Source organism: Actinoplanes sp. NPDC051411 (genome assembly GCF_040682075.1).
Classification (GTDB): Bacteria; Actinomycetota; Actinomycetes; order Mycobacteriales; family Micromonosporaceae; genus Actinoplanes.
On sequence record NZ_JBFBAD010000008.1, the window covers coordinates 100,505 to 122,005 of the forward strand.

A 21,501-nucleotide genomic window follows, 5' to 3' on the forward strand; every position below is an offset into this window, starting at 1 on the left:
TAAAGGGGATTGAGTGTTCGCGGGCTGGGGATCGTGGGTCGCCCGCTTCCGGTGGCCGGTCCTGATCGTCGCGCTTGTCGCGGTGGTCTCGGGCGGCCTCTGGGGGCTCGGCGTGTTCGGGCAGCTCACCGAGGGCGGCTACAACGACCCGCACAGCGAGTCGAGCCGCGCGGGGGCGATCGTGCAGCAGGCGCTCGGCACCCAGAGCGGCGACGTGGTGGCGATCTACACCCCGGTGGGCGGCAAGATCGGTGACGCGGGGCTGACCAAGGCGGTCAAGGCCCGGCTGGCGGCGCTGCCTTCCGCTGACGTCAAGGTCGTGTCCTCCTACTGGTCGTCGAAATCCGCCGCCTTCGCGGCCAAGGACAAGAAGAGCGCGGTCGCCGTGATCACGCTCGTCGGCCCGGACGACGGGGCCAAGCTCGACCAGTTCCGCGCGATCAAAGACTCGTTCTCGGTGCCCGGCGCGACCGTGCAGCTGGCCGGCGGGGTGCCGCTCAACGACGCCTCGTCCACCCGCTCCACGTCCGACCTCGGCAAGGCCGAGCTGATCTCGCTGCCGATCACGCTGATCCTGCTGCTGTTCATCTTCGGCTCGCTGGTCGCGGCGTCGCTGCCGGTGCTGGTCGGGGGCATGGCGGTGCTCGGCTCGTTCGGCATCCTGCACCTGATCGCCAACGGCACCCCGGTCAACTCGTTCGCGGTCAACGTGGCCAGCCTGCTCGGCCTCGGCATGGCGATCGACTACGGCCTGTTCATGGTCGGCCGGTTCCGCGAGGAACTGGCGGGCGACCGGTCGCCGGCCGAGGCGGTGAGCCGCACCATGGGAACGGCCGGCCGCACCGTGCTCTTCTCGGCCACCCTGCTGATGATCGCGCTGTCCGGCCTGTTGCTGTTCCCGCAGGGCTTCCTCAAATCGCTGGCCTACGGTGGCCTGGCCGCAGTCGGGCTCGCCCTCATCCTCTCGCTGACGCTGCTGCCCGCGATGCTGGCGATCATCGGGCGCGGGGTCGACAAGCTGCCGATCCGGCTGCCCCGTTCGGCGGGCGGCGAAAGCGTGTGGGCGCGCATCGGCCGGGCGGTGCTGAAGCGGCCGCTGCTGGTCGCGCTGCCCATCGTCGCGGTGCTGCTCCTGATCGCCTCGCCCGGGCTCGGCGTGCACTTCGGCGACAGCGACGAGCGGATCCTGCCGCCCGACGACCCGTCGCGCATCGCGGTCGAGACGCTCAAGGCGTCCTACCCGCAGTTCACCAGCAACGGCGTACAGATCGTCCTGCAGGGCACCCAGCAGACCGGGCCGTTCGCGGCGGCCGTCCGGTCGATTCCCGGCATCGACGAGCTCGGGCCGACGGTCAAGACCTCGTCCGGCGCGATCATGACGGCGACGCTGACCGACACCGACCCCTACAGCACGTCGGCCCGCGACGCGGTCGAGGCGATCCGCGACCTGCCGGTGCCGCCCGGCGCCTCACTGCTGGTCGGCGGCACGACGGCCCGCAACCAGGACAGCCTGAAAGCCACCGCGGCCAAACTGCCGCTGATGATCGGCCTGCTCGCCGGGGCCACGCTGATCCTGATGTTCCTCGCCTTCGGCTCGATCCTGCTGCCGATCAAGGCGGTGCTGGTGAGCGGCGTCAGCCTCAGCGCGACCTTCGGCATCCTCGTCTGGATCTTCGTCGACGGCCACCTCTCCGGCGTCCTCAACATCACCCCGGCCCCCCTCGAGGTCGGCACGGTCATCCTCATGGCGGCGGTCGTCTTCGGCCTCTCCACCGACTACGAGGTGTTCCTGCTCAGCCGCATGGTCGAGGCGCGCACCCGCGGCGCGTCGACCGCCGAGGCGGTCACCACCGGCCTGGCCCGCACCGGCCGCGTGATCAGCGCGGCCGCCCTGCTGCTGATCGTGGTGACCGGGGCGTTCGCCCTGTCCGCGGTCACTTCCATGCGGTTCGTCGGCATCGGCATGATCGTCGCCCTGCTCCTGGACGCCACGGTCGTCCGCATGCTGCTCGTGCCGGCCGTCCTCGGCCTCCTCGGCGACGCGGCCTGGTGGGCCCCCGGCCCGCTGCGGCGGCTTCAGCAACGGGCCGGCCTTTCCGAGTACGCGGGTGAAGAAGCCCCCGCCCCACCCGGCCGCCACGCCGCACCGGACGACACGGTGGTCTTCGCCCTGCCGGCCGCACCCGCCCGCCGAACGCCGCCGGCGCCGGAACTGCTCTACCGCGACGACGAGTTCCGCGAATGGCCGGGCCTGCTGGCCGAAATTCCGATGCCGGCCGACACGGTGGTCTTCCCCCGCTACTCGGACGGCACCGACAAGCAGAGCACAGTCCGCATCGAACTGGAGGCGGCGACGGTCTCGGCCGAGGCCGCCGCCGCAGCCGAAACAGTCGACGCGGAACTGGTCGAAGAGGGCGCGGCCGCCGCCGACATCGAGGCGACGGGCATCCTGACGCTGGAACCGCCTCCCACCGACGACATCACAGACGCCGAACTGCTGCCCGAGGCCGTCGCCGACGACCCGGTCGAGGCCCCGGGTACGGCCGAGGCCGACGAGCAGTTCGGAACTGCCGTGGCCGACGGACCGGCCCAGCTTTCCGGAACTGGCGTGGCCGAGCGGCCGGCTGGGTCTTTCGAGACGGCCGCGGCCGATGGGCCGGTCGAGGTTGGCGCGGCGGCTGCGGTCGACGAGCCGGTCGAGGCTGCCCGAACTGGTGTGGCCGAGGTCGCCGGAGCGGCTGCGGTCGACGAGCCGGCCGAGGGTGTCGTAGTGGCTGCGGTCGACGAGCCCGTCGAGGGTGCCGCGACCGCTGTTGTCGTTGAGGGCATCGGGGCCGCCGGAACCGCCGCGGTTGACGGGCGATCCGGGGGTTTCGGAGCCGCGGGCGACGAGCTGGCCGGGGTTGCCGGAGCGGCCGCGGTCGGCGAACCGGTCGAGGCTTTCGAAACGGCGACCGGCGATCTGGCCGGGTCGGGCGAGTCCATTCTCGCGGCGGACATGCTCGACGATGCTGGTGGCGAACCGGTTGAGGAGGTCGCGACGGCCGGGTCCGCCGGGGGTGGGGCGGCTGAGGACGCGTACGTCTCGGAGGCGCAACCCGGCGCCGAGCCGGAAGGCTCGTCGGACACCCCGTTGTTCGCCGGCGCCGGGAATGATTCTTACGCGGCGCTGTTCCCGGAGCTGTTCAATCCGGCGCCGGAGCCGGCGGCCAACCGCTATCCGGATTGGTCGTCGACGTCCGACGAGGCGTTCTTCGCGCCGGCGGCGCCCGACCCGTTCCTCTACCGGACGGAGGTGCCGGCGGCGGAGGACGAACGCTACGTGACCCTCACCCCGGCCGAGGACCAGGCCGCGGAGGAATCACCGGTCGCCAGCCTGGGCGAACGCCTGGCCGCCGAGGGATTCGGCACCCTGTCGCCGGGCGTGTCACCGACCGAGCCGCCATCCCGTCCGTTCTCCTCGTTCGCTGGGCCGGCCGCCGAGCCGCTCGCCGAGCCGGCCGCCGAGCCGCTCGCCGAGCCGGCCGCCGAGCCGCTCGCCGAGCCGCTCGCCGAGCCGCTCGCCGAGCCGCTCGCCGAGCCGCTCGCCGAGCCGCTCGCCGAGCGGCCCGCTGAGCCAGCCGCTGAGCCCGCCGACGGGCCGGAGCCGGAACGCGCCCCTGCGGTGGTGCACCAGCCCTCCTCGTCCGCCGAGGAGGCGAGGCCCTTCGCGGCGTCGTTGCCGGAGGACACCCCTGCGACGCCCGAGCCGGTTGCCTCCCGACCGGGTTCGTTGACATCGTCGGCGGATCCGGCGGCCGAGCCGATTGTCTCTTCAGCCGGGGCGGCGGGAGAGTGGTCGCCTTCATTGGCGGAACCGGATTCCGGGCCGGTCGCGGAGTCGGCGGCCGAGCCGATTGTCTCCTCAGCCGAGGCGGAGGGAGAGTGGTCGGCTACATCGGTGGATTCGGGTTCTGAACCAGTCGCGGAGCCGTTGCGGCGACGCACTCCCGCGGCGGAGGAGCCGCCGTTCGCCCCGCCGGCCCGGGAGCCGGCTCCGATGCCGTTCGAGGAGCCGCTGCCGCACCGTAGCCCGGCGGCGGCGTCCGCCGACCGGCCGTTCGCTTCGTCGCCCGTGCCGGTTCCGGAGCCGGCGCCGGTGGATCGGCCGTTCGCCGCGCCGGTTTCGGCTGACCGGCCGTTCGCACCGCCGGTGGAATCGGTTTCGGAAATGGACGGGGCGCCGGTTTCTGAGCCTCCGGAGCGAACTCCGGTATTCGAGGCCCCGCCATTCGAGCCGTCTTTGGTGCCGGTTTTCGATCCGGCCCCGGCGACGAGCTCCGAGCCCGTTTCCCCAACCGCGCCGACTTTCGACCGCACGCCCGCCCGCGATTCCAGGCCCGCCCCCGAAGCCTCGCCGGCCGAGCGGGCATTGCCGCCGGCTCCCGCTTTCGAACCTGCGCGGCCGGTTGAGGAGCGCCGCCGCCCCGCCGACCTGAGTGAGGTCGCGGCGGCGTGGCGTCAGGTCATCGAGCACCGTTCGGCCCCCGAGCGTCCCGCCGATCTGGCCGGATATGTCGGCCACAGTCCGCGTAAAGCGGAGGACGCCGAGCAGCCGAGGCCGGCCCGGCCCACCGATCTCGGCAGCTACACCGCGTCGCCGCCCGAGCTGACCGGCGGCTGGCGCCCGGCGATCGCCGGCCGTGAGGCGCGCCCGGCCGACCTCGGCCAGTACGGGCAGACCTGGCAGCAGGAGACCTGGCACCGCCCCGAGCACCTGGGTGACGAGCCGCCGAAGCGTCCGGCGACCCTCGCCGACCATGTACCGGCGCCGCGCCGGCCGGAGGACGGGCCGACGCGGGACCTTTCCGGGTACGGCGACCAGGAAGAAAGCCCCGAAGTACGCCGTTAGTAAGCACCTAGTAAACCGACCATTAAACGACAACAGTCAATTTGTTGGTATCTGGCTAACGCTTCTCGCTCCGCGTATTAACCACACGCCCGGAGCGTGAGCGACCATGACGCTTCATCGACGCACGTTCATCCTCGGTGGTCTGGCGGCCGCCGGCGGCGTGGCGATCGCCTCGCCGGCCGCTGGGGCCGCCACCCCGTTCCCGTTCAAGCTCGGTGTGACCTCCGGCGACCCGGCGCCGGACAGTGTGGTCCTCTGGACGCGGCTGGCGCCGAGCCCGCTGAACGCCGACGGCCAGGGCGGCATGCCGAATGCCGACGTCGCCGTGGACTGGCAGGTGTCGACCTCGGAGACGTTCGGCACGCTGGTCGCCAGCGGCACCGTGACCGCCCACTACGCCGAGGCCCACTCGGTGCACGTGGTCGCCGGTGGGCTCAACCCGGATGCCGAGTACTACTACCGGTTCCGGGCCCAGGGCTTCCTCTCGCCGGTCGGCCGCACCCGTACGACTCCGGCGGTCACCACGGCCAGCAGCTTCACGATGGCGTTCGCGTCGTGCGCCCACTACGAGACGGGCTACTACACCGCCTACCGCGGCATCGCGAACGACCGTCCGGACGTCGTGCTGCATCTGGGCGACTACATCTACGAGGGCGCCGCCCGTACCGGTCAGGTGCGCGCCCATCTGGGCGCCGAATGCGTCTCGCTGGCCGATTACCGCCGCCGGTACGCCCAGTACAAGTCGGACCCCGATCTGCAGGCCGCCCACGCCGCCGCGCCGTGGATCGTCGTCCCGGACGACCACGAGGTGGAGAACAACTACGCCACCAACACGCGGGCGGACAGCAGCCCGGCCCTGACCAGTGCCCAGTGGGTGGCCCGCCGCACCGCCGCCTACCAGGCCTACTACGAGAACATGCCGTTGCGCCCGGCGTCCAAGCCGAGCGGCAACAGCATTCCGCTCTACCGCCGGGTCCGCTGGGGTTCGCTGGCCACCTTCCACATGATGGACACCCGCCAGTTCCGCGACGATCAGGCCTGCGGGGACGGCTGGAAGGTGTGCTCGGACGCCGACTCCACCACCCGTACGATCACCGGGACCGCCGAGGAGGCGTGGCTTCTCGACGGCCTCGGCCAGCACCTGGGTAATTGGGATTTCATCGGCCAGCAGGTGTTCTTCGCGCGGCAGTTCGATTCGACCGGCGCCGCCAACATGGACGCCTGGGACGGCTACCGCCAGAGCCGGGCCCGCATCCAGCAGGGCTGGCGGGATCGCAGTGTGCGTAACCCGGTGGTGCTCAGCGGCGACGTGCACCGGGCGTGGGCCAATGAGCTCAAGGCCGACTATTCGACGTCGACGAGTGCGGTGATCGGCACCGAGCTGGTCTGCACCTCGATCACCTCGGACGGCGACGGCAACGGCAGCACCACGATCCCGAACGTGGCCACCAACCCGCACCTGAAGTTCTATCAGGACCGTCGCGGCTACACGCTCGCCAGCGTCACGCCCAGCCAGGTCAAGGCGGACTTCCGCAGCGTGGCCAAGGTCAGTGAACACGGTGGGGCGATCACCACCGCGAAGTCGTTCGTGATCCTCGACGGCAAGCCCGGCCTCCAGACCGCGTAAAGGAAAATCGTGCTGCTGAACATCGCTCTCGCCCTCACGGTCTCCTGGCAGACCGCCAACACCGTGTCCACCAACGAGCAGAGTGCCCCGCAGATCGCCACCAACCGCAATGGCCAGGTCGCGGTCGTCTGGCAGGACGACCGGGCCAGCGCCGGCCACCCCGAGATCTATCTGCGCCTGTGGTCGAACGGGACCGCCGTCTACGAGAAGAAGCTGTCGCCGGGCGGCACCGCCGGCGTCAACTGGACCCACGTGCAGCCCGACGTCAGCCTGGACGACAAGGGCGACGCGGTCGTGGTCTGGGCCGACGACCCGGACGGCAACGGCGTGCACAACATCCCGTTCCGGGTGGTGTCGCCGACCGGCGCCATCCTCGGTCAGGGTGACGCCAACGCGAGCGCCGACGGCGACCAGATCCACCCGCACGTCGCGGTCGACCCGGACGGCGCGCCCACGAGCACGACCGCGGTCGCGTTCACGGTGGCCTGGGAGGACATCCAAGGAACCACGCACACGATCAAGGCCGCCGGTTACACCGGCACCACCACCAAGGCGTACGAGAAGATCGTGTCCGCGACCACGGGAGCCAACCACAGTCCCGATGTGGCCGTGAGCGCCTCCGGGGATGCCACGGTGGTGTGGGAGTCGGGGAGCAACATCGGTCTCACCCGCGTCGCCCGCGCGAACGGCGCCGCCCTGCTCAGCATCCGCAACGCCAACACCCAGGCCGCCGGTGCGCAGACGAAGCCGGCGATCGCCGAGAACTTCGCCGGCGCCTTCTCGGTCGCGTGGGAAGGCAGCCAGGGAGTGTGGGAACGTTCCTATGACGTCGCCGGCCTTCCCGAGAACGCCGGCGACGTCCAGGTGACCACCGCGGGCGCTGGGCCGAGCGTCGGCATCGACGACCAGGGCGGCCTGATGGTCGGCTGGACGGCCGGCGGGGTCGACGGCTGGCTGCGCGGCCTCAACCCGGACGGCACCGCGGCCGGCCGGCCCGCTGCCCAGGTGCTCACCCAGGTCGCGACCGGCAAGCAGTACGAGTACACCCTCGCGGTCTCGCCCTGGGGTGAGGTGGCGGTCGCCTACACCGACGACAACGACGGCAACGGCTTCGACCAGGTGATCATGGGGCTGGGGGCGGCCGACACTCAGTAACGGAAGGCCGACGGGTCGACGTCGGCGATCGTCTCGGTGAACGTCCAGAAGTGCCCGGCCAGATCCATGGCCTCGTACTGCCGTTCCCCGTACTCGAAGTCGGTCGGCTCCATCACGATCGTGGCACCGGCCGCCCGGGCGTGCGCACAGTGCGCCCGGGCGTCCTCGACCCGCACCATGACCGATGCGACGACCTGGCCCGGCACCGGCGGCGAACGATGGCTGCCGGTGTCGGCCACGATCAGGTCGCCGTCGCCGAACCGCATCTGTGACCGGTGGTTCTCGCCGACCCGCACCCGTTCCACGAAGCCGAAGGCGGAAGTGAGCCACGCCACCGCGGCCCGCACGTCGGGATAGCTCAGCACCGGGATGACCGTGGCGATCGGAGCCGAACGATTAGTCCGCATGGCAGAACATCTAACCAGCCCAAGTACAGTCTTGGGGCGATGGAGAACCGAATCGACCCCGAAAAGCTCGCCGAGTGCCTGGCCGTCATCCGAGCGGCCGAGGCCCTTCCGCCCGAGCACCCCGACGCCGTCGCGCTGCGACGGGCGACCGCGGGCCTGTTCAAGACGGTCAAGTTGCAGCGCCGGCGGGACCGGCGCGACGCGATCCTGGCCGCCGACAACGCGGTCACCGCGGCGACCGCGACCGGCGCGCCCGGCCGCATCGACGACGAGACGGCCGGCATCCCGCTGAGCAGCGCCACGGCCGGGGCGAGCGCCGGGGTGCTGCGGCAGCCGCGCGGCTGTTACGTCTGCAAGCAGCGCTACACCCAGGTCGACGCGTTCTATCACCAGCTCTGCCCGGACTGCGCGGTGCTCAACCACGAGCGCCGGGACGCCCGCACCGACCTGACCGGCCGGCGGGCACTGCTGACCGGCGGCCGCGCCAAAATCGGTATGTACATCGCGCTGCGCCTGCTCCGCGACGGCGCCGACCTGACGATCACGACCCGGTTCCCGCACGACGCCGTCCGCCGCTTCACCGCGATGCCGGACAGCGCCGACTGGCTGCACCGGCTGCGGGTGGTCGGCCTCGACCTGCGTGATCCGGCGCAGGTCAGCGGCCTCGCCGACGCGGTGGCGGCCCGGGGCCCGCTCGACATCCTGATCAACAACGCGGCCCAGACCGTGCGGCGGTCGCCGGGGAGTTATGCGGCGATCGTGGCGGCCGAGAAGGAGGCGCTGCCCGGCGGCCCGCTGCCCGAGCTCGAATACTTCGGCGTGGCGAGCAAGAGCCCGGCGGCCGTCCTCACGGAAGGCAAGACCCGACTGACCGCGCGGCAGGTCACCGAAATGGCGCTCACGGCCCGGCAAACGATCATCGACGCCGGTGGCCTGGTGCCCGACATCGCCCCCACCAACAGCTGGAGCGACCGGGTGCACGAGGTCGACCCGCTCGAACTGCTCGAGGTGCAGCTGTGCAACGTGACCGCCCCGTTCATCCTGGTCAGCCGCCTGCGTGAGGCGATGCGCCGGTCGGAGCACCCGCGCCGCTACGTGGTCAACGTCTCGGCCATGGAGGGCATCTTCAAGCGCGGCTACAAGGGCGCCGGCCACCCGCACACCAACATGGCGAAGGCCGCGCTCAACATGCTGACCCGCACCAGCGCGGTCGACATGTTCGCCGACGGCATCCTGATGACCAGCGTCGACACCGGCTGGATCACCGACGAGCGACCGCACCCGACCAAGATGCGCCTGCACGAGGAGGGCTTCCACGCCCCGCTCGACCTGGTCGACGGCGCGGCCCGGGTCTACGACCCGATCGTCCGCGGCGAGAAGGGCGAAGATCTGTACGGCTGCTTCCTCAAGGACTACCGCCCCGTCGACTGGTGACCGCATGATGGTCCGATGATCGGAACCCTGCGCGCGGTCGCGCTCGACACTCCCGACGCCCGCGGCCTCGCCGCGTTCTATCTGGCCCTGGGTGGCTGGACCGAGCGGTCGGCCGACGACGAGTGGTTCGTCATCGAGGCGCCGGACGGCTGGCGCATCGCCTTCCAGCTCAGCCCCGGCCACGTCGCGCCGCGCTGGCCCGACCCGGCCTTCCCGCAGCAGGCCCACCTCGACCTGCGCGTGCCCGACCTCGAGGCCGGCGCGGCCCGGGCGGCCGAGCTGGGCGCCACCCTGCTGCGGAAGAACGAGGCCTGGTACACCCTCGCCGACCCGGCCGGGCACCCGTTCGACCTGTGCCTGTTCCCGGCCAAGGCGGAGACCACGCTGATGGGCGTCATGCTCGACTGCCCCGACGCGAAGGAGCTGGGCGCGTTCTACGCCGAGCTGCTCGGCAAGCCGGTCACCTACGAGGGCGAGGGCGTGGCGATGATCGGCGAGGACGGCGCCCAGCCGATCATGTTCCAGCAGATCGCCGACTACCGGGCACCGCGCTGGCCCGACCCGGCCTACCCGCAGCAGCTCCACATCGACGTCACGGTCGACGACGTCGACGCGGCCGAGGCGGCGGTGCTCAAGCTGGGCGCGACCTCACTGAACGCGAGCGGGGACAACTGGCGGGTCTACGCCGACCCGGCCGGCAAGCCCTTCTGCCTCTGCTGGGACTGAAGCGTCTCCTGGGACTGAAGCCTCTGCTGGGACTGAAGCATCTCGACGACCGCCTCATAGTCGCGGTCGGGCGCGGACGGCCGCCAGCGCAGGACGACCACGACCAGCATCGCGAACATGACCACCTCGCTCACGGCCAGCGCCCGATACGCACCGAGGCGCTGGTCGGCGGCGAGGCTGTGCACCCACGGCAGGTCGAGCGCGGTGTAGAGGTTCGCGCTCGCCGGCCCGTCGCCGATCAGGCGCCCGCGGCCGGCGATCGCCGCCGCGAGCACGATGTCGAACGGCATCGCGACCAGCAGCAGTCCGAGACGGATCAGGCTCGGTGCCGGGTCGGGCGTCGGGTCGGCGCCGATCACCGTCCACGCGAACAGGTAGCCGATGACCAGGAACACCAGGTCCATGCCCAGGTGGGCCCAGTGGAAGCGCACGGTGAGGTCGTAGGCGTCGGTGAAGTAGAGCAGGAACGGCGCCCCCACGAACAACAGCGTCACCACGACCGGTCTCGTCAACGACCGTTTCGCGCCGGCCCACCGCAGCCACTCGCGCGGCCCGGGCGGATCACCCGGCTTCAGCGCCTCCGACGCCAGGGTCAGCGGCGCGCCGAGCGCCAGGAGCATCGGCGCGAGCATGCCGACCAGCATGTGGTCGACCGCCTCGAGGCTGAACATCGCGGGCGCGTACCGCCCCAGGCCCGACGACGTCGCCAGCAGCAACACCGCACAACCGGCGAGCCAGGCGGTGGTCCGGCTCCGCGGCCACGGCCGCTGGCGGCGGCGCACCCCGATGACGTACGCGGCGGCCAGCGCGACACAGAGCGGAACGAACAGTGGCTCGAACCGCCAGTCGGCCAGCAACCGCACCAGGGTCGGCGGCGCGGTCAGGTCGTAGCCGAGCAGCGACTGCTCGCCGGTCACCGCGTCGATCAGGAACTTCGGCGCCGGCAGGTCGGTCAGCCCCACCGACAGCCCGAAGGCGGCGGCCAGGGCCGCCAGCTCGACGGCCAGCAGTCGCCCGGGCGCCGGCCGGTCGGTGAGCAGCTTCTTGCGTACGCCCAGAAGCGCGACCATCAGGCCGGCCTTGACCAGCAGCAGCGCGCCGAACCCGGTCGTCAGCCAGCTCCGGCCCGGCGCCAGCACCACCGCGTCGACCACGCCGGAGAAGACCACGACGCACCAGCAGCCGAGCGACAGCCGGGCGTAGCGGCGCAGCGCGGCCGGACGGTCGGCGCCGAGCCCCCGCGCGCGGACCAGCGCGATCAGCGTGCCGAGCCAGACCACCGCGGCGGGGATGTGCAGGGCGATCGCCGCGGTGGCGATGTCGTGGCCGGTGTCCGAAGCGGAGTGCCCGGCGGTGATGACCGGCAGCAGGGCGAGGACCGCGAGCGCGCTCAGCACCGGGGTGGCCCGCCAGTGCAGGGTGCGACGGGCGGCGACGGCCAGGGTCGCCGCGAGGACGGCCGTGACCAGCCACGCCTTGGGGCCCGGGAGCGTCCACGTCGCCACGGCCAGGCCGTCGAGGTTGAGCATCCGGCGCAGGGGGAGCCCGGCGGTGGCCGCGGTGTCGAACGGCCACAGGACGAGCGCGGCGGCCGCCCAGACGAGCGCGGCCCGGCCGGCCGTGCGGAGAGCGGCGAACGCGGACGGCGAGATCAGGCCGGACTCCCGCCGCCGGGTGAAGAACGCGGCGAACACCAGCGCGCCGGTGCACACGGTCGCGGCGGCGTCGACGACCAGGCGCAGGAGCGGGTCGCCGACCCGGACCACGGCGCCCGGATCCTCGATGCTGAGCGACGTGTAGGGGAACTTCCCGGCCACGAGGCTGATCGTCAGGACGACGGTCGCGCTGCCCACGGCGTACGCGAAAAGCGTGAGTGACCGGCGCCGCCGGTCTTCGGAGATCACCCGGCGGATAGTACGTCGACCGATGATTTACCGGCCGGTCGCCGGTCTCTACTGTGAAGGCACACGACGGGGAGGCCTCGTGATCGGACTCGAATCGCTGCGGTGGGTGCTGACCGCGGCCTTTGTCGTGGCCTCGGCCTACCACCTGGCCCGGGTGCCGCGAGCCCTCGGCGGCGAGCGCGTCTCCGAGGCGGTCCACCTCGTGATGGGCCTCGCGATGGTCGCCATGATCTGGCCGTGGGGCCGCGTCGTCCCGGCCCCGGTGTGGGTCGCCGTGTTCACCGCCTCGACCGGCTGGTTCGCCGTGCGGGCGCTGCGGTCGGCGGGCCGGCGGGTCGTGCTCGGGCTGTTCGCGACGTCGATGGCGGCCTGCGCGTGGATGGGTGCGACGATGCCGGCCCAGGCGTCCCCGGTCGCCATGGACGGCATGGCGATGTCCGGGGGCGCCGGCCGGCTGACCACGGCGGGCCTGATCAGCGGCCTGCTCGGGGGTTACCTGGTGGTCGCGGCGGTCTGGTGGTTCGCGCGCGGCCTGCGCCTCGGCGGCCTGGCGACCACGCCGGCGCCCGGGCCGCGGCCGTTGAGCTGGTCCGCGCTCTGCCACGGGCTGATGAGCGCCGGCATGGGGCTCGCGCTGCTCGCTATGGCCTGACGGCGTCCAGGAGACGCCGGAGCTTGGCCGCCCGGGCCGGGTTCCCGTGACCGACCCAGGCGACCCGGCCGGTCAGGTGGGCGATGAAGTCGGGGTGGCCGTCCCGGTTCGCCGCGGCGATCCCGTTGGTGGCGGCGTCGTGGAGGATCGCGCGGAGACGGTCGTACTCCTGGCGGGGTGCCGCCGGGCGCGAGTTGACCACCAGCCCGGCCAGCCGCTGGCTCTGCGACCGCCGGCCGACGTGGGTCTTGTCCGGCCGGACCCGGAAGCCCTCCTCGAGGACGATCCGCTCGACGGTCGCGATGAGCCGGGCCGGTACCCTTCCCCCTTCGATGTCGCCGGAGAAAGCCAGGTCGTCGGCATAGCGGCCGTAGGACATGCCGGAGGCGCGGGCCAGCCCGTCGAGGCGCCGGTCGAGCCGGTAGGCGCACAGATTGGCCAGAGCCGGCGAGGTCGGAGCGCCCTGCGGAAGGTGCGGAGTGCGCAGCAGGGCGGCCAGGGTGGGATCGGGGGCGGCCCGAAGGACGGCGGCGGGAGTGCGGGTGGTGGTGAGCGCGGTCAGGGTGTGGGCGACCGGTTCGGGATAGCCGGCGCCGCGGAACAGCCCGTAGATCCGGGCCGCGGTGACGCTGGAGAAGAACGCCCGCAGGTCGAGGCTCACCACCACGGCCCGCCCGGCGTGCCCGGCGGCGAAGGTGTGCGCCCCGCGGCCGGGAACGAAACCGTGGGCCCGCTCGTGCACCGGCACCACGGCCAGAATCTGCTCGAGGAGCAGCCGCTGGATCGCCTTGAGCCGGGGCTTGGGCGCCTCGATCAGCCGGTGGGGGAGCCAGGTGTAGCGGTAGTGGCGCAGCCGTTCGTCCCGCGCGTAGCGGTTGATCTCCCGCCGGTCGGCGAACCAGTCCAGCGCGTCGCCGTCCAGGCCGAGAAACGCGGCCAACTCGGCCAGGTCACCGAGGGCGGGCAGCTCCCATCGCATCCGTACGGCCCGGGTCGGCACCACGAGCCGCCGCCGGATGACGGCCCATTCCACGAGGCCGCCCCACGGCGCCTCCGCTTCTCCGCCCCGCCGGCCTTGTTCGGGGGCCGGTCGGTCTCGCCCGGCGGCTTGCCGGTCTCGCCCTGGTTGCGGGTCTCGCCCTGGTTGCGGGTCTCGCCCTGGTTGCCGGCCGAGGCTCAGCAGGAACCGGCTCAACTCGCGGGGCCGGTCGGCCGGTTGATGCGGATAGGCCCGGAGCACCTCCGAAACCAGCCGCCGCCGCCACCGCGGCCGGCCGCCGACCGTGCCCCGGACGGCCTCGAGCATCGCGTCGCGCCGCCACTCGACGGCGAGCAGCGCGTCGGCCAGGGCGGCCGCGACGTGGCCCCGCGGCTGCTTACGCGGGGCGAAGGCAGCGTGCCCCGACGATTCCCGGTCGTGCCGGCGCCGGACTGCGCGAAGCGCGGAAGCGCGCCGGCGATGCGCTGCGGTGGTCAATCGCTCGCCCTCGGGGGTACCCCGAAGAGACCCTCGGCACGTCGGAGACGCGCGACGGTCAGCTCGGGACACGCTGCCATCCGAGCAGCATAAGGACCTCGGTCCAGCCGTGACGGCCGGTTGCATGCTGGGCGGATGACGACGCTCGCGCTGGGATCGGTGGCCGCCTTCGGACTGGCGCTTCTGTCGGCGGTGGCCGGCTTCGGTGGCGGGGTGTTGCTGCTGCCGGTCTTCACCGCGTTGTTCGGGCTGCGGGTGGCCGTGCCGATGCTGACGCTGACGCAGGTGTCGAGCAACGGGTTCCGGGTCTGGCTCAACCGGCGGGAGCTGCGATGGCGGCTGATCGGCTGGTTCGCCGCCGGCGCGGTGCCGTTCGCGGTCGCCGGCGGACTGCTGCTCGCGCACGCGCCGCTCGGGGCACTCCAGCGGCTGCTCGGCGCGTTCCTGATCGGCGTCGTGGTCTGGCGGCGGTGGAATCCGCACCCCCGCAAGCCGGCCGACCCCAGCTTCGCCGCGGTCGGGGCGGCCTCGGGTCTGGGCTCGGCCCTCCTGGGCTCGGTCGGGCCGCTGACCGGGCCGTTCTTCCTGGCGTACGGGTTGACACGCGCCGCCTACATCGGCACCGAGGCGGCCGGTGCGCTCACCATGCACCTGTCCAAGATCGCGGCCTACGGCGCCGGCGACCTGCTGACCGGCAAGGTCCTGCTCTACGGTGCCGCGCTGACTCCGGCCACGTTGGCCGGAGTCTGGGTGGGCAAGAGGGTCGTCGGACGGATCAGCGACCGGGTCTTCGTGCTCCTGGTCGAGATCGGCCTGGTCGCCGCCGGCATCCTGTTTCTCGCCGGCCTGTGATGTCGCCGGGAACTTCCGCGGCCGGTGCGGCGACTACTCGAAAACCGTCCAATCAAGGAGATCAACGGTATGGCGTTCAGCGCGCGCGTGGTCGTCGCCGTGTCGGTGGGAGTGCTCGGGGCCGGCCTGGCCGGCGCACCCGCGTTCGCTCACGTCGAGGTGGAGGCCGACAAGGCGCAGGCCGGGGCCCGCGACGTGACGGTGACCTTCCATGGCGAGGCCGAGTCGGGCAGTGCGGGCATCCGGTCCGAGCGGGTCGTGCTGCCGAGCGGCATCGCGCCGGCCGGCGTGCGGCTGGTGAAGGCGCCCACGGGCTGGAAGTTCACGGCGGCGGCGGACGGGTTCACGGTCGCCGGGCCGGCGCTGAAGGTCGGGCAGGACGCCGAGTTCGCGGTCCGGCTGGCGCAGCTCCCGGCCGACGCGACGACGCTGTCGTTCAAGACGCTCGAGACCTACGGCGACGGCGAGATCGCCCGCTGGATCGAACTGCCCGAGGCGGGCCGGCCCGAACCCGACCACCCGGCCCCGACGATCAAGCTGAAGGCCGCCGCCGAGCCGGCCGGTCCGACCGCCGCCCCGAGCGCCGGCCCGAGCGCCGCCCCGAGTGCCCCGGCCGAGACCAGCGCCGCTCCGGCCGCCGCCGGGAGTTCCACGGCCGCAGCCGACCGGGCCGACCCGGTCGAATCCGGCAGATCGGGCGCCGTCTGGTGGATCGTCCCGGCCGTCGTCCTGATCGCCGCCGTTACCGGCCTGCTGCTCTGGCGACGCCGGACCGCGTCGGCGTGAAGAACCCGTGCGCCGGGCCGGCGTGAAGAACCCGTGCGCCGGGCTGGCGTGAAGAGCCCGTCCCGTCCCCGGGCCGGCACGAAGAAGCCGGCGGGCCGGCTCCGCCGCCTATCCGGCGCCGCCGGGACGTGGAAAAGTGGGACCCATCCGCGGCCGGCCGGGCGCCGAATCCCTCGCCGAATGACGTAGCGGCGAAAGGCGGACCCCCATGGCGGAGCGCGGCACCAGCCGCCGGCCGGAGCACTTGAGGCCGGTGCCCCCACCCGACCCGGCGGGCCCGGCCGACCCCGGTGAGCTGCTGCGGGCGGTCGCCCGTGGCGACGAGAGCTCGTTCGGCCGGCTCTACGATCTGGTCGCGCCCCGGGTCTACGGCCTGATCCGGCGGGTCCTGCGCGACCCGGCGCAGGCCGAGGAAGTCGCCCAGGAAGTGCTGGTCGAGGTGTGGCGCACGGCGGCCCGCTTCGACGCGTCGCGCGGTTCGGCGACCGCCTGGGTCTTCACGATCGCGCATCGCCGGGCGGTCGACCGGGTGCGGTCCGAGCAGGCGGCGGCCGACCGGGTGCTGCGGGCCGGTGCGGCCTCGGTCGAGACCCCGTACGACGTGGTCGCCGAGGAGGTCTCCGGCCGTCTCGAACGCCAGCAGGTGCGCGGCTGCCTCGACGTCCTGACCGAGTTGCAGCGTCAGGCGGTCACCCTCGCCTACTACCAGGGCCACAGTTATCCGCAGGTCGCCGAGCTGCTCAACGCGCCCCTGCCGACCATCAAGACCCGGATGCGCGACGGTCTGATCCGCCTGCGGGACTGCCTCGGCGCGGGGGTGACGGCATGATCGCCCGCGTCGACGGACCGGTGAACGGCCGCACGGAGGTGTCAGCATGAGCGACGAGATCCATGCGCTGGTCGGCGCCTACGCGCTCGACGCGGTCGACGACGTCGAGCGGGCCGCCTTCGACCGGCATCTGCGTGACTGCGACGCCTGCCGGGTCGAGGTGGCCGAGTTGCAGGCGACGGCGGCCCGGCTGGCCGACGGCACCTGGTCGGTGCCGCCGCCCTCGCTGAAGGACAACGTGCTGGCCGAGATCGCGACGACCCGTCAGGTCGCGCCGCTCGCTCCGGCCCGGTCCCGCCGGTCCGGCTCGCTGCGGCTCCGCCTGACGGCCGCGGCCGCCGCGGTGGTCGCGGCGGTGACGGCGGGCACGGCTGTGTTCGTGGTTCAGGAGGATCGCGTACGCCAGGAGCGCGCGCTCGCCGAGGCCGCGCGTTCCGGCAGTGACCGGGTGCGGGCCATCCTCGCCGCCCCCGACCTGGTCGTACGGCAGAGGGACCTGACGACCGGCGGCAAGGTGACCGTCGCGTCGTCCACTCTGCAGGACGCGGGCGTGATCCTGCTGACGGCCTCGGAGGCCCCGCCGGAGGACCGGGTCTTCGAGCTGTGGACGCTGCACGGCGCGAACGCGGCACCGGCCGGCACTCTCGACCCGGGCCAGACGCACGTTCTGCAGGTCGTCGAGGGGTTGCCCGGTTCGTCGGAAGTCGGCGTCACGGTCGAGCACCACGGTGGTTCGGCCACGCCGACGCTGCCGATGGTCGGCGACGTCAAATTGACCTGAGATCGCACCAATCCGCGCGGTGGTTCGTACCGAATCAAGGGTGAAAGTACCTAATGAGGAGGAACGAACCATGCGTGCAACCAAGCTCACCGCGGTGGCCGCCGCGACCGTCTTTTCGATCTCGCTGGCGGCCTGCGGCAGCAACGACGACTCGGGCGCGGCGGCGTCGGCCCCGAGCATGATGCCGACCACGGAGGCTCCGTCGATGGCGCCCTCTTCCGACGCGATGATGACCAACTTCGGCGCCGGCTGTTCCGCGGTGCCGGCCGACCCGGCCAACAAGGGCAGCTTCCAGTCGATGGCCCAGGTGCCGGTGGCCACGGCCGCGTCGGGCAACCCGCTGCTGTCGACCCTGGTCTCGGCGGTCAAGAAGGCCGGCCTGGTCGACTCGCTCAACTCGGCCGACGGCATCACGGTCTTCGCGCCGACGAACGACGCGTTCAAGCAGATCCCCTCGGCGACGCTGAACAAGGTGCTGGCCGACAAGAAGACGCTGACGAGCATCCTGACCTACCACGTCGTACCGGGAAAGCTGACGCCGGCCGACCTGGCCGGTGACCACAAGACCCTGCAGGGTGCCGACCTGATGGTCAGCGGCAGCGGCCAGGACTTCAAGGTCGACGGCAAGGCCACGGTGATCTGCGGCAACGTGCAGACCGCGAACGCCAACGTCTACATCATCGACTCCGTCCTGATGCCGAAGAGCTGATGACCGACCGCTGGAAAGCGGCCGCCGCCGGCGTGCTGGCGGCGGCCTCGGGGGTCGCGGTGGCGGAACTCTTCGCCGCCGCGACCCGGCCCGGGGCCGCCCCGCTGATCGCGGTGGGCGGCGCCGTCATCGACGCGACCCCGACTCCGGTCAAGGAGTTCGCCGTACGCGAGCTGGGCACCAACGACAAACCCGCCCTCCTGGCCGGCATCGGCCTGGCCCTGGCCGTGTTCGCCGCGGCCGTCGGCATCGCCGCATTGTGGCGCCGGTTCCTCCTTCCGGCCGGCGTCGCCGTGCTCGCCGCGGCCGGGGCCGCCGCCGCCCTGTCTCGCCCCACCGCAACCGCCTTCGACGCCGTGCCGGCCCTGCTCGCGGCCGTTTCCGCCGGCGCCCTCCTCCATTGGCTGCTACGCCGGCTGTCGCCGGCCGGCGGGCAGCCTCGGCTGAAGGCGGCGGAAGAAAGCCGGTCGCCGCAAGACACGCGGCCTCGGCTGAAGCCGGCGGCCGACCGGCGGGCCTTTCTGCGGGCGGCCGCGCTCGTCGCCGGCGGGGCGATCGTGGCCGAAGCCGGCGCCCAGTTCGTGACCCGGTCCCGCGGCGGCGCGGCCGGAAAATCGCGGGCCGCGATCAAACTGCCGGCCGCCACCGACCCGGCGAAGCCGCTGCCAGGCGGAGCCGGGCCCGGCTTCACCACGCCGGCCGGCGCGTTCTACCGGGTCGACACGGCGCTCACCGTGCCCCGGATCGACCCGTCCGCCTGGCGGCTCCGGATTCACGGGATGGTCGGCCACGAGGTCAAGCTGTCGTTCGACGACCTGCTGAAGCGGCCTCTCATCGAGCGGGACATCACGCTCAACTGCGTCTCCAACGAGGTCGGCGGCCCCTACATCGGGACCGCGCGGTGGCTCGGCGTGCCGCTCGGGCCGCTGCTGCGCGAGCTCGGCGTCGAGCCCCGGGCCGACCAGATCGTGGCCCGCTCGACCGAGGGCATGACGATCGGCACGCCGGTCACCACCGCCCTCGACGGCCGCGACACGATGCTCGTCGTCGGCATGAACGGTGCTCCTCTGCCGCTCGAGCACGGTTTTCCGGTGCGGATGCTGACGCCGGGGCTCTACGGCTACGCGGGCGCCTGCAAGTGGCTCGACGAGATCGAGCTGACCCGGTTCGACCGGTTCGACGCCTACTGGGTGAAGCGGGGCTGGGCCCGCGCCGGCCCGGTCAGGACGGCCTCCCGCGTCGACCGGCCGAAGCCCTTCGCTCGCCTGAATCCCGGCGACACCACGGTCGCCGGGGTGGCCTGGGCGCAGCGGCGCGGCATCAGGGCGGTCGAGGTCAGCGTCGACGACGGCCCCTGGCAGCGGGCCGAACTGCTGCCCGTCCCGTCGACCGACACCTGGGTGCAGTGGCGCTACACCTGGCGCGCCACCAAGGGACCGCATTCGATCAAGGTGCGCGCGACCGACGGTACCGGCGCCGTGCAGACCGGGGCGCGGGCGACCCCGTTCCCCAGCGGCGCCACCGGCTGGCACACGATCACCGTGACCGTGGGTTAGGTCGCCGGCACCTTGATGGTCGTCGTCACGGTGTCCTCGTCCAGCTCGGTCGTCCGGATCGTGAACTTGACCTGGTAGGTGCCGGGGAACGGGAACGTGATCGCCCCGGCCGCGTGGTTCTTCGGCCGGAGCCCGAGCATCGGCTGGCTCACCGGCTGGAGGTCGTCGTGGCCGAGGAGCCGCGACGTGATCGTCCACTGCTCGGCCGGCAGCGGAGCCCCGGCCGCCGTGTAGAGGAACGCGTGCACCGTGTTGTCGTCGCCCAGTTCGACCGGAAAGATGTTGAACTGCAGCGTGTACAGCTTGCCGGCCAGGGTTCCCGACACGCCCTGGTTGCGCACCGCGCCCTGGTCGACGGGCGTGGTGCGCGCCGGGTTGACCTGCACCAGCACCGCGCTCAGCCCGATCACCACCGCGGTGGCGAGCACCTCGGCCCCGACCGTCCAGCGCAGGCGGCCGGCGCTCGCCGACGGCACCTGGGCCCGCCGCACCAGCCGCCGGGCGTAGGAGGCCACCAGCAGCGTCCCGCCCAGGATGATGATCTTGGCGAGGAGCAGCTTGCCGTACGAGGTGCTCCAGAGCAGGTCGAGCCGCCCGATCTGCACCACCGCCTGCACGGTTCCGCCCGCGATCAGCCACACCACCGACAGCGCCGCCCAGCGCGACCAGGCCGGCAGGATCACGCCGAGCACCCGCGGATGGGTGCCCCGGAGTAGAAACACCGAAAGCGTCGCCAGCCCGCCCAGCCAGATCGACATGGCCGCGAGGTGCACCATGTCGGACGCCACGATCGCCGGCGCCAGCGGGGCGACGCTCGGGTGCCCGGTCAGCGGCCACGTGACCAGCCCGCCGGCCGCCAGCATCAGCATCGCGACCTTCAACCCGCGCGGAGCGGTGCCGCGCAGCACCGGCGTGATCAGGGCCGCGATCAGACCGAGAACGGCCAGCCGCGCGATCAGGGTCGCGCCGAACGAACTGGCCGCGACCTGGCCCAACTCGACCGGGCTCACGTCCCACAGGGCGGCCCCGCTGCTCGCCGGCGCCTGGGTCCAGAACGCGCCCAGTGTCGCCACCGCGATCAGCCCGAGGCCGCCACGGACCAGCCGGACCGCCCCGCGGCGGGACCGCGTCCGGGGCCACAGCAGGGCGAGGAACAACGCCGGGCCGACCGAGAGCACCAGACCGGCGTACCCCAGGAAATGCCAGACCGGCGTCGCCAGGGCGACCGACCGATGGGTGGTGGTGTCGGAAGCCTGCGGCGGCGTCGCCGAGGGCGCGCCGACCGAGAAGGTGACGGCACCGCCGACCGGGTGGGTGTCGGCCGAGATCACCCGGTAGCTGACCAGGTAGGTGCCGAGCGGCTTGGCCGCCTTGCGGACCGGGATGTGCAGGACGTCGCCGGTGACGCTCGGAGGGCCGGAGATCTTCTTGCCGTCCGGCGCGAGCACGATGACCTTGCCCTCGACCACGCTGACGTGCTCACTGAAGGTGATCGTGATCTCGGTGGGGGAGTCACCGATGGTGCTTCCGGGCGCCGGGTTGGAACCGATCAGCGCGGCGTGGGCGCTGGCCGGGCTCGCCGGGGCGAACAGAGCTCCGAGCGCGATCAGCAAAAGCAGCAGTACGCGCCCCTCTTGACGCTTTTTCAAGTTTATAGGGGCTCGTGTCACACGGGGTAGTTCGGATAAGGAACGGGAAAGGTTCAACTGCCGGCC

16 protein-coding genes are annotated in these 21,501 nt (G+C 72.5%); 12 read left to right on the forward strand and 4 right to left on the reverse strand.

What is annotated here, in order from left to right; genetic code table 11:
* Positions 1-13 precede the first annotated feature (13 nt).
* The 3 genes from AB0M88_RS06685 (at position 14) to AB0M88_RS06695 (ending at position 7,673) form a co-directional block, all read left to right on the forward strand.
* The gene (locus AB0M88_RS06685) at positions 14-4,891 is read left to right on the forward strand and encodes an MMPL family transporter (RefSeq protein WP_364096425.1); all 4,878 of its coding nucleotides are present in this window, start codon (positions 14-16) and stop codon (positions 4,889-4,891) included.
* 106 nt (positions 4,892-4,997) lie between these two features.
* Positions 4,998-6,518, forward strand: a complete 1,521-nt coding sequence (locus AB0M88_RS06690; RefSeq protein ID WP_364096428.1) for an alkaline phosphatase D family protein — start codon at positions 4,998-5,000, stop codon at positions 6,516-6,518.
* 9 nt (positions 6,519-6,527) lie between these two features.
* The gene (locus AB0M88_RS06695) at positions 6,528-7,673 is read left to right on the forward strand and encodes a hypothetical protein (protein ID WP_364096431.1); all 1,146 of its coding nucleotides are present in this window, start codon (positions 6,528-6,530) and stop codon (positions 7,671-7,673) included.
* Here the strand turns inward: AB0M88_RS06695 and AB0M88_RS06700 are convergent.
* Positions 7,667-8,080 (reverse strand): VOC family protein, encoded by a 414-nt coding sequence (locus tag AB0M88_RS06700; RefSeq protein WP_364096434.1) that lies wholly within the window; start codon positions 8,078-8,080, stop codon positions 7,667-7,669. The genes AB0M88_RS06695 and AB0M88_RS06700 overlap by 7 nt on opposite strands.
* 39 nt (positions 8,081-8,119) lie before the next feature.
* Here AB0M88_RS06700 and AB0M88_RS06705 point away from each other — a divergent pair, with 39 nt between their 5' ends.
* Together AB0M88_RS06705 and AB0M88_RS06710 are read left to right on the forward strand one after the other, a co-directional pair.
* Positions 8,120-9,514, forward strand: a complete 1,395-nt coding sequence (locus AB0M88_RS06705) for an SDR family NAD(P)-dependent oxidoreductase (RefSeq protein ID WP_364096437.1) — start codon at positions 8,120-8,122, stop codon at positions 9,512-9,514.
* 15 nt (positions 9,515-9,529) lie between these two features.
* Positions 9,530-10,240 (forward strand): VOC family protein, encoded by a 711-nt coding sequence (locus tag AB0M88_RS06710; RefSeq protein WP_364096440.1) that lies wholly within the window; start codon positions 9,530-9,532, stop codon positions 10,238-10,240.
* Here AB0M88_RS06710 and AB0M88_RS06715 read toward each other — a convergent pair.
* A complete protein-coding gene (locus AB0M88_RS06715) occupies positions 10,195-12,144 on the reverse strand; it encodes a cytochrome c oxidase assembly protein (protein ID WP_364096443.1) in 1,950 nt (649 codons plus the stop codon). The two genes, AB0M88_RS06710 and AB0M88_RS06715, sit on opposite strands and share 46 nt — an antisense overlap.
* Positions 12,145-12,223: 79 nt before the next feature.
* Here AB0M88_RS06715 and AB0M88_RS06720 point away from each other — a divergent pair, with 79 nt between their 5' ends.
* Complete coding sequence (locus tag AB0M88_RS06720) at positions 12,224-12,796, forward strand: DUF5134 domain-containing protein (RefSeq protein ID WP_364096446.1); 573 nt, start codon at positions 12,224-12,226, stop codon at positions 12,794-12,796.
* On the opposite strand, the gene AB0M88_RS06725 is transcribed toward AB0M88_RS06720, so the two are convergent.
* The gene (locus AB0M88_RS06725) at positions 12,786-14,273 is read right to left on the reverse strand and encodes a reverse transcriptase family protein (protein ID WP_364096448.1); all 1,488 of its coding nucleotides are present in this window, start codon (positions 14,271-14,273) and stop codon (positions 12,786-12,788) included. The genes AB0M88_RS06720 and AB0M88_RS06725 overlap by 11 nt on opposite strands.
* A 135-nt stretch (positions 14,274-14,408) precedes the next feature.
* Between AB0M88_RS06725 and AB0M88_RS06730 the strand changes: the two genes are divergently transcribed.
* The 6 genes from AB0M88_RS06730 (at position 14,409) to AB0M88_RS06755 (ending at position 19,786) form a co-directional block, all read left to right on the forward strand.
* Complete coding sequence (locus AB0M88_RS06730; RefSeq protein ID WP_364096451.1) at positions 14,409-15,125, forward strand: sulfite exporter TauE/SafE family protein; 717 nt, start codon at positions 14,409-14,411, stop codon at positions 15,123-15,125.
* Positions 15,126-15,194: 69 nt separating this feature from the next.
* The gene (locus tag AB0M88_RS06735) at positions 15,195-15,911 is read left to right on the forward strand and encodes a DUF1775 domain-containing protein (RefSeq protein WP_364096454.1); all 717 of its coding nucleotides are present in this window, start codon (positions 15,195-15,197) and stop codon (positions 15,909-15,911) included.
* 208 nt (positions 15,912-16,119) lie between these two features.
* Positions 16,120-16,740 carry an ECF RNA polymerase sigma factor SigK gene (gene sigK / locus AB0M88_RS06740; RefSeq protein WP_364096457.1) on the forward strand — a complete coding sequence of 207 codons (621 nt, stop codon included), beginning with the start codon at positions 16,120-16,122 and terminating at the stop codon, positions 16,738-16,740.
* 46 nt (positions 16,741-16,786) lie between these two features.
* Entirely contained in the window at positions 16,787-17,521 is a 735-nt protein-coding gene (locus tag AB0M88_RS06745; protein ID WP_364096460.1) for an anti-sigma factor, read from the forward strand.
* Positions 17,522-17,591: 70 nt separating this feature from the next.
* On the forward strand, positions 17,592-18,230 hold the full coding sequence (locus tag AB0M88_RS06750; protein WP_364096463.1) for a fasciclin domain-containing protein: 639 nt from the start codon (positions 17,592-17,594) through the stop codon (positions 18,228-18,230).
* The gene (locus AB0M88_RS06755) at positions 18,230-19,786 is read left to right on the forward strand and encodes a molybdopterin-dependent oxidoreductase (protein WP_364096466.1); all 1,557 of its coding nucleotides are present in this window, start codon (positions 18,230-18,232) and stop codon (positions 19,784-19,786) included. Before AB0M88_RS06750 ends, AB0M88_RS06755 begins: the two co-directional genes overlap by 1 nt.
* Here AB0M88_RS06755 and AB0M88_RS06760 read toward each other — a convergent pair.
* On the reverse strand, positions 19,783-21,435 hold the full coding sequence (locus tag AB0M88_RS06760) for a copper resistance protein CopC (RefSeq protein WP_364096469.1): 1,653 nt from the start codon (positions 21,433-21,435) through the stop codon (positions 19,783-19,785). The two genes, AB0M88_RS06755 and AB0M88_RS06760, sit on opposite strands and share 4 nt — an antisense overlap.
* Positions 21,436-21,501: the final 66 nt, after the last annotated feature.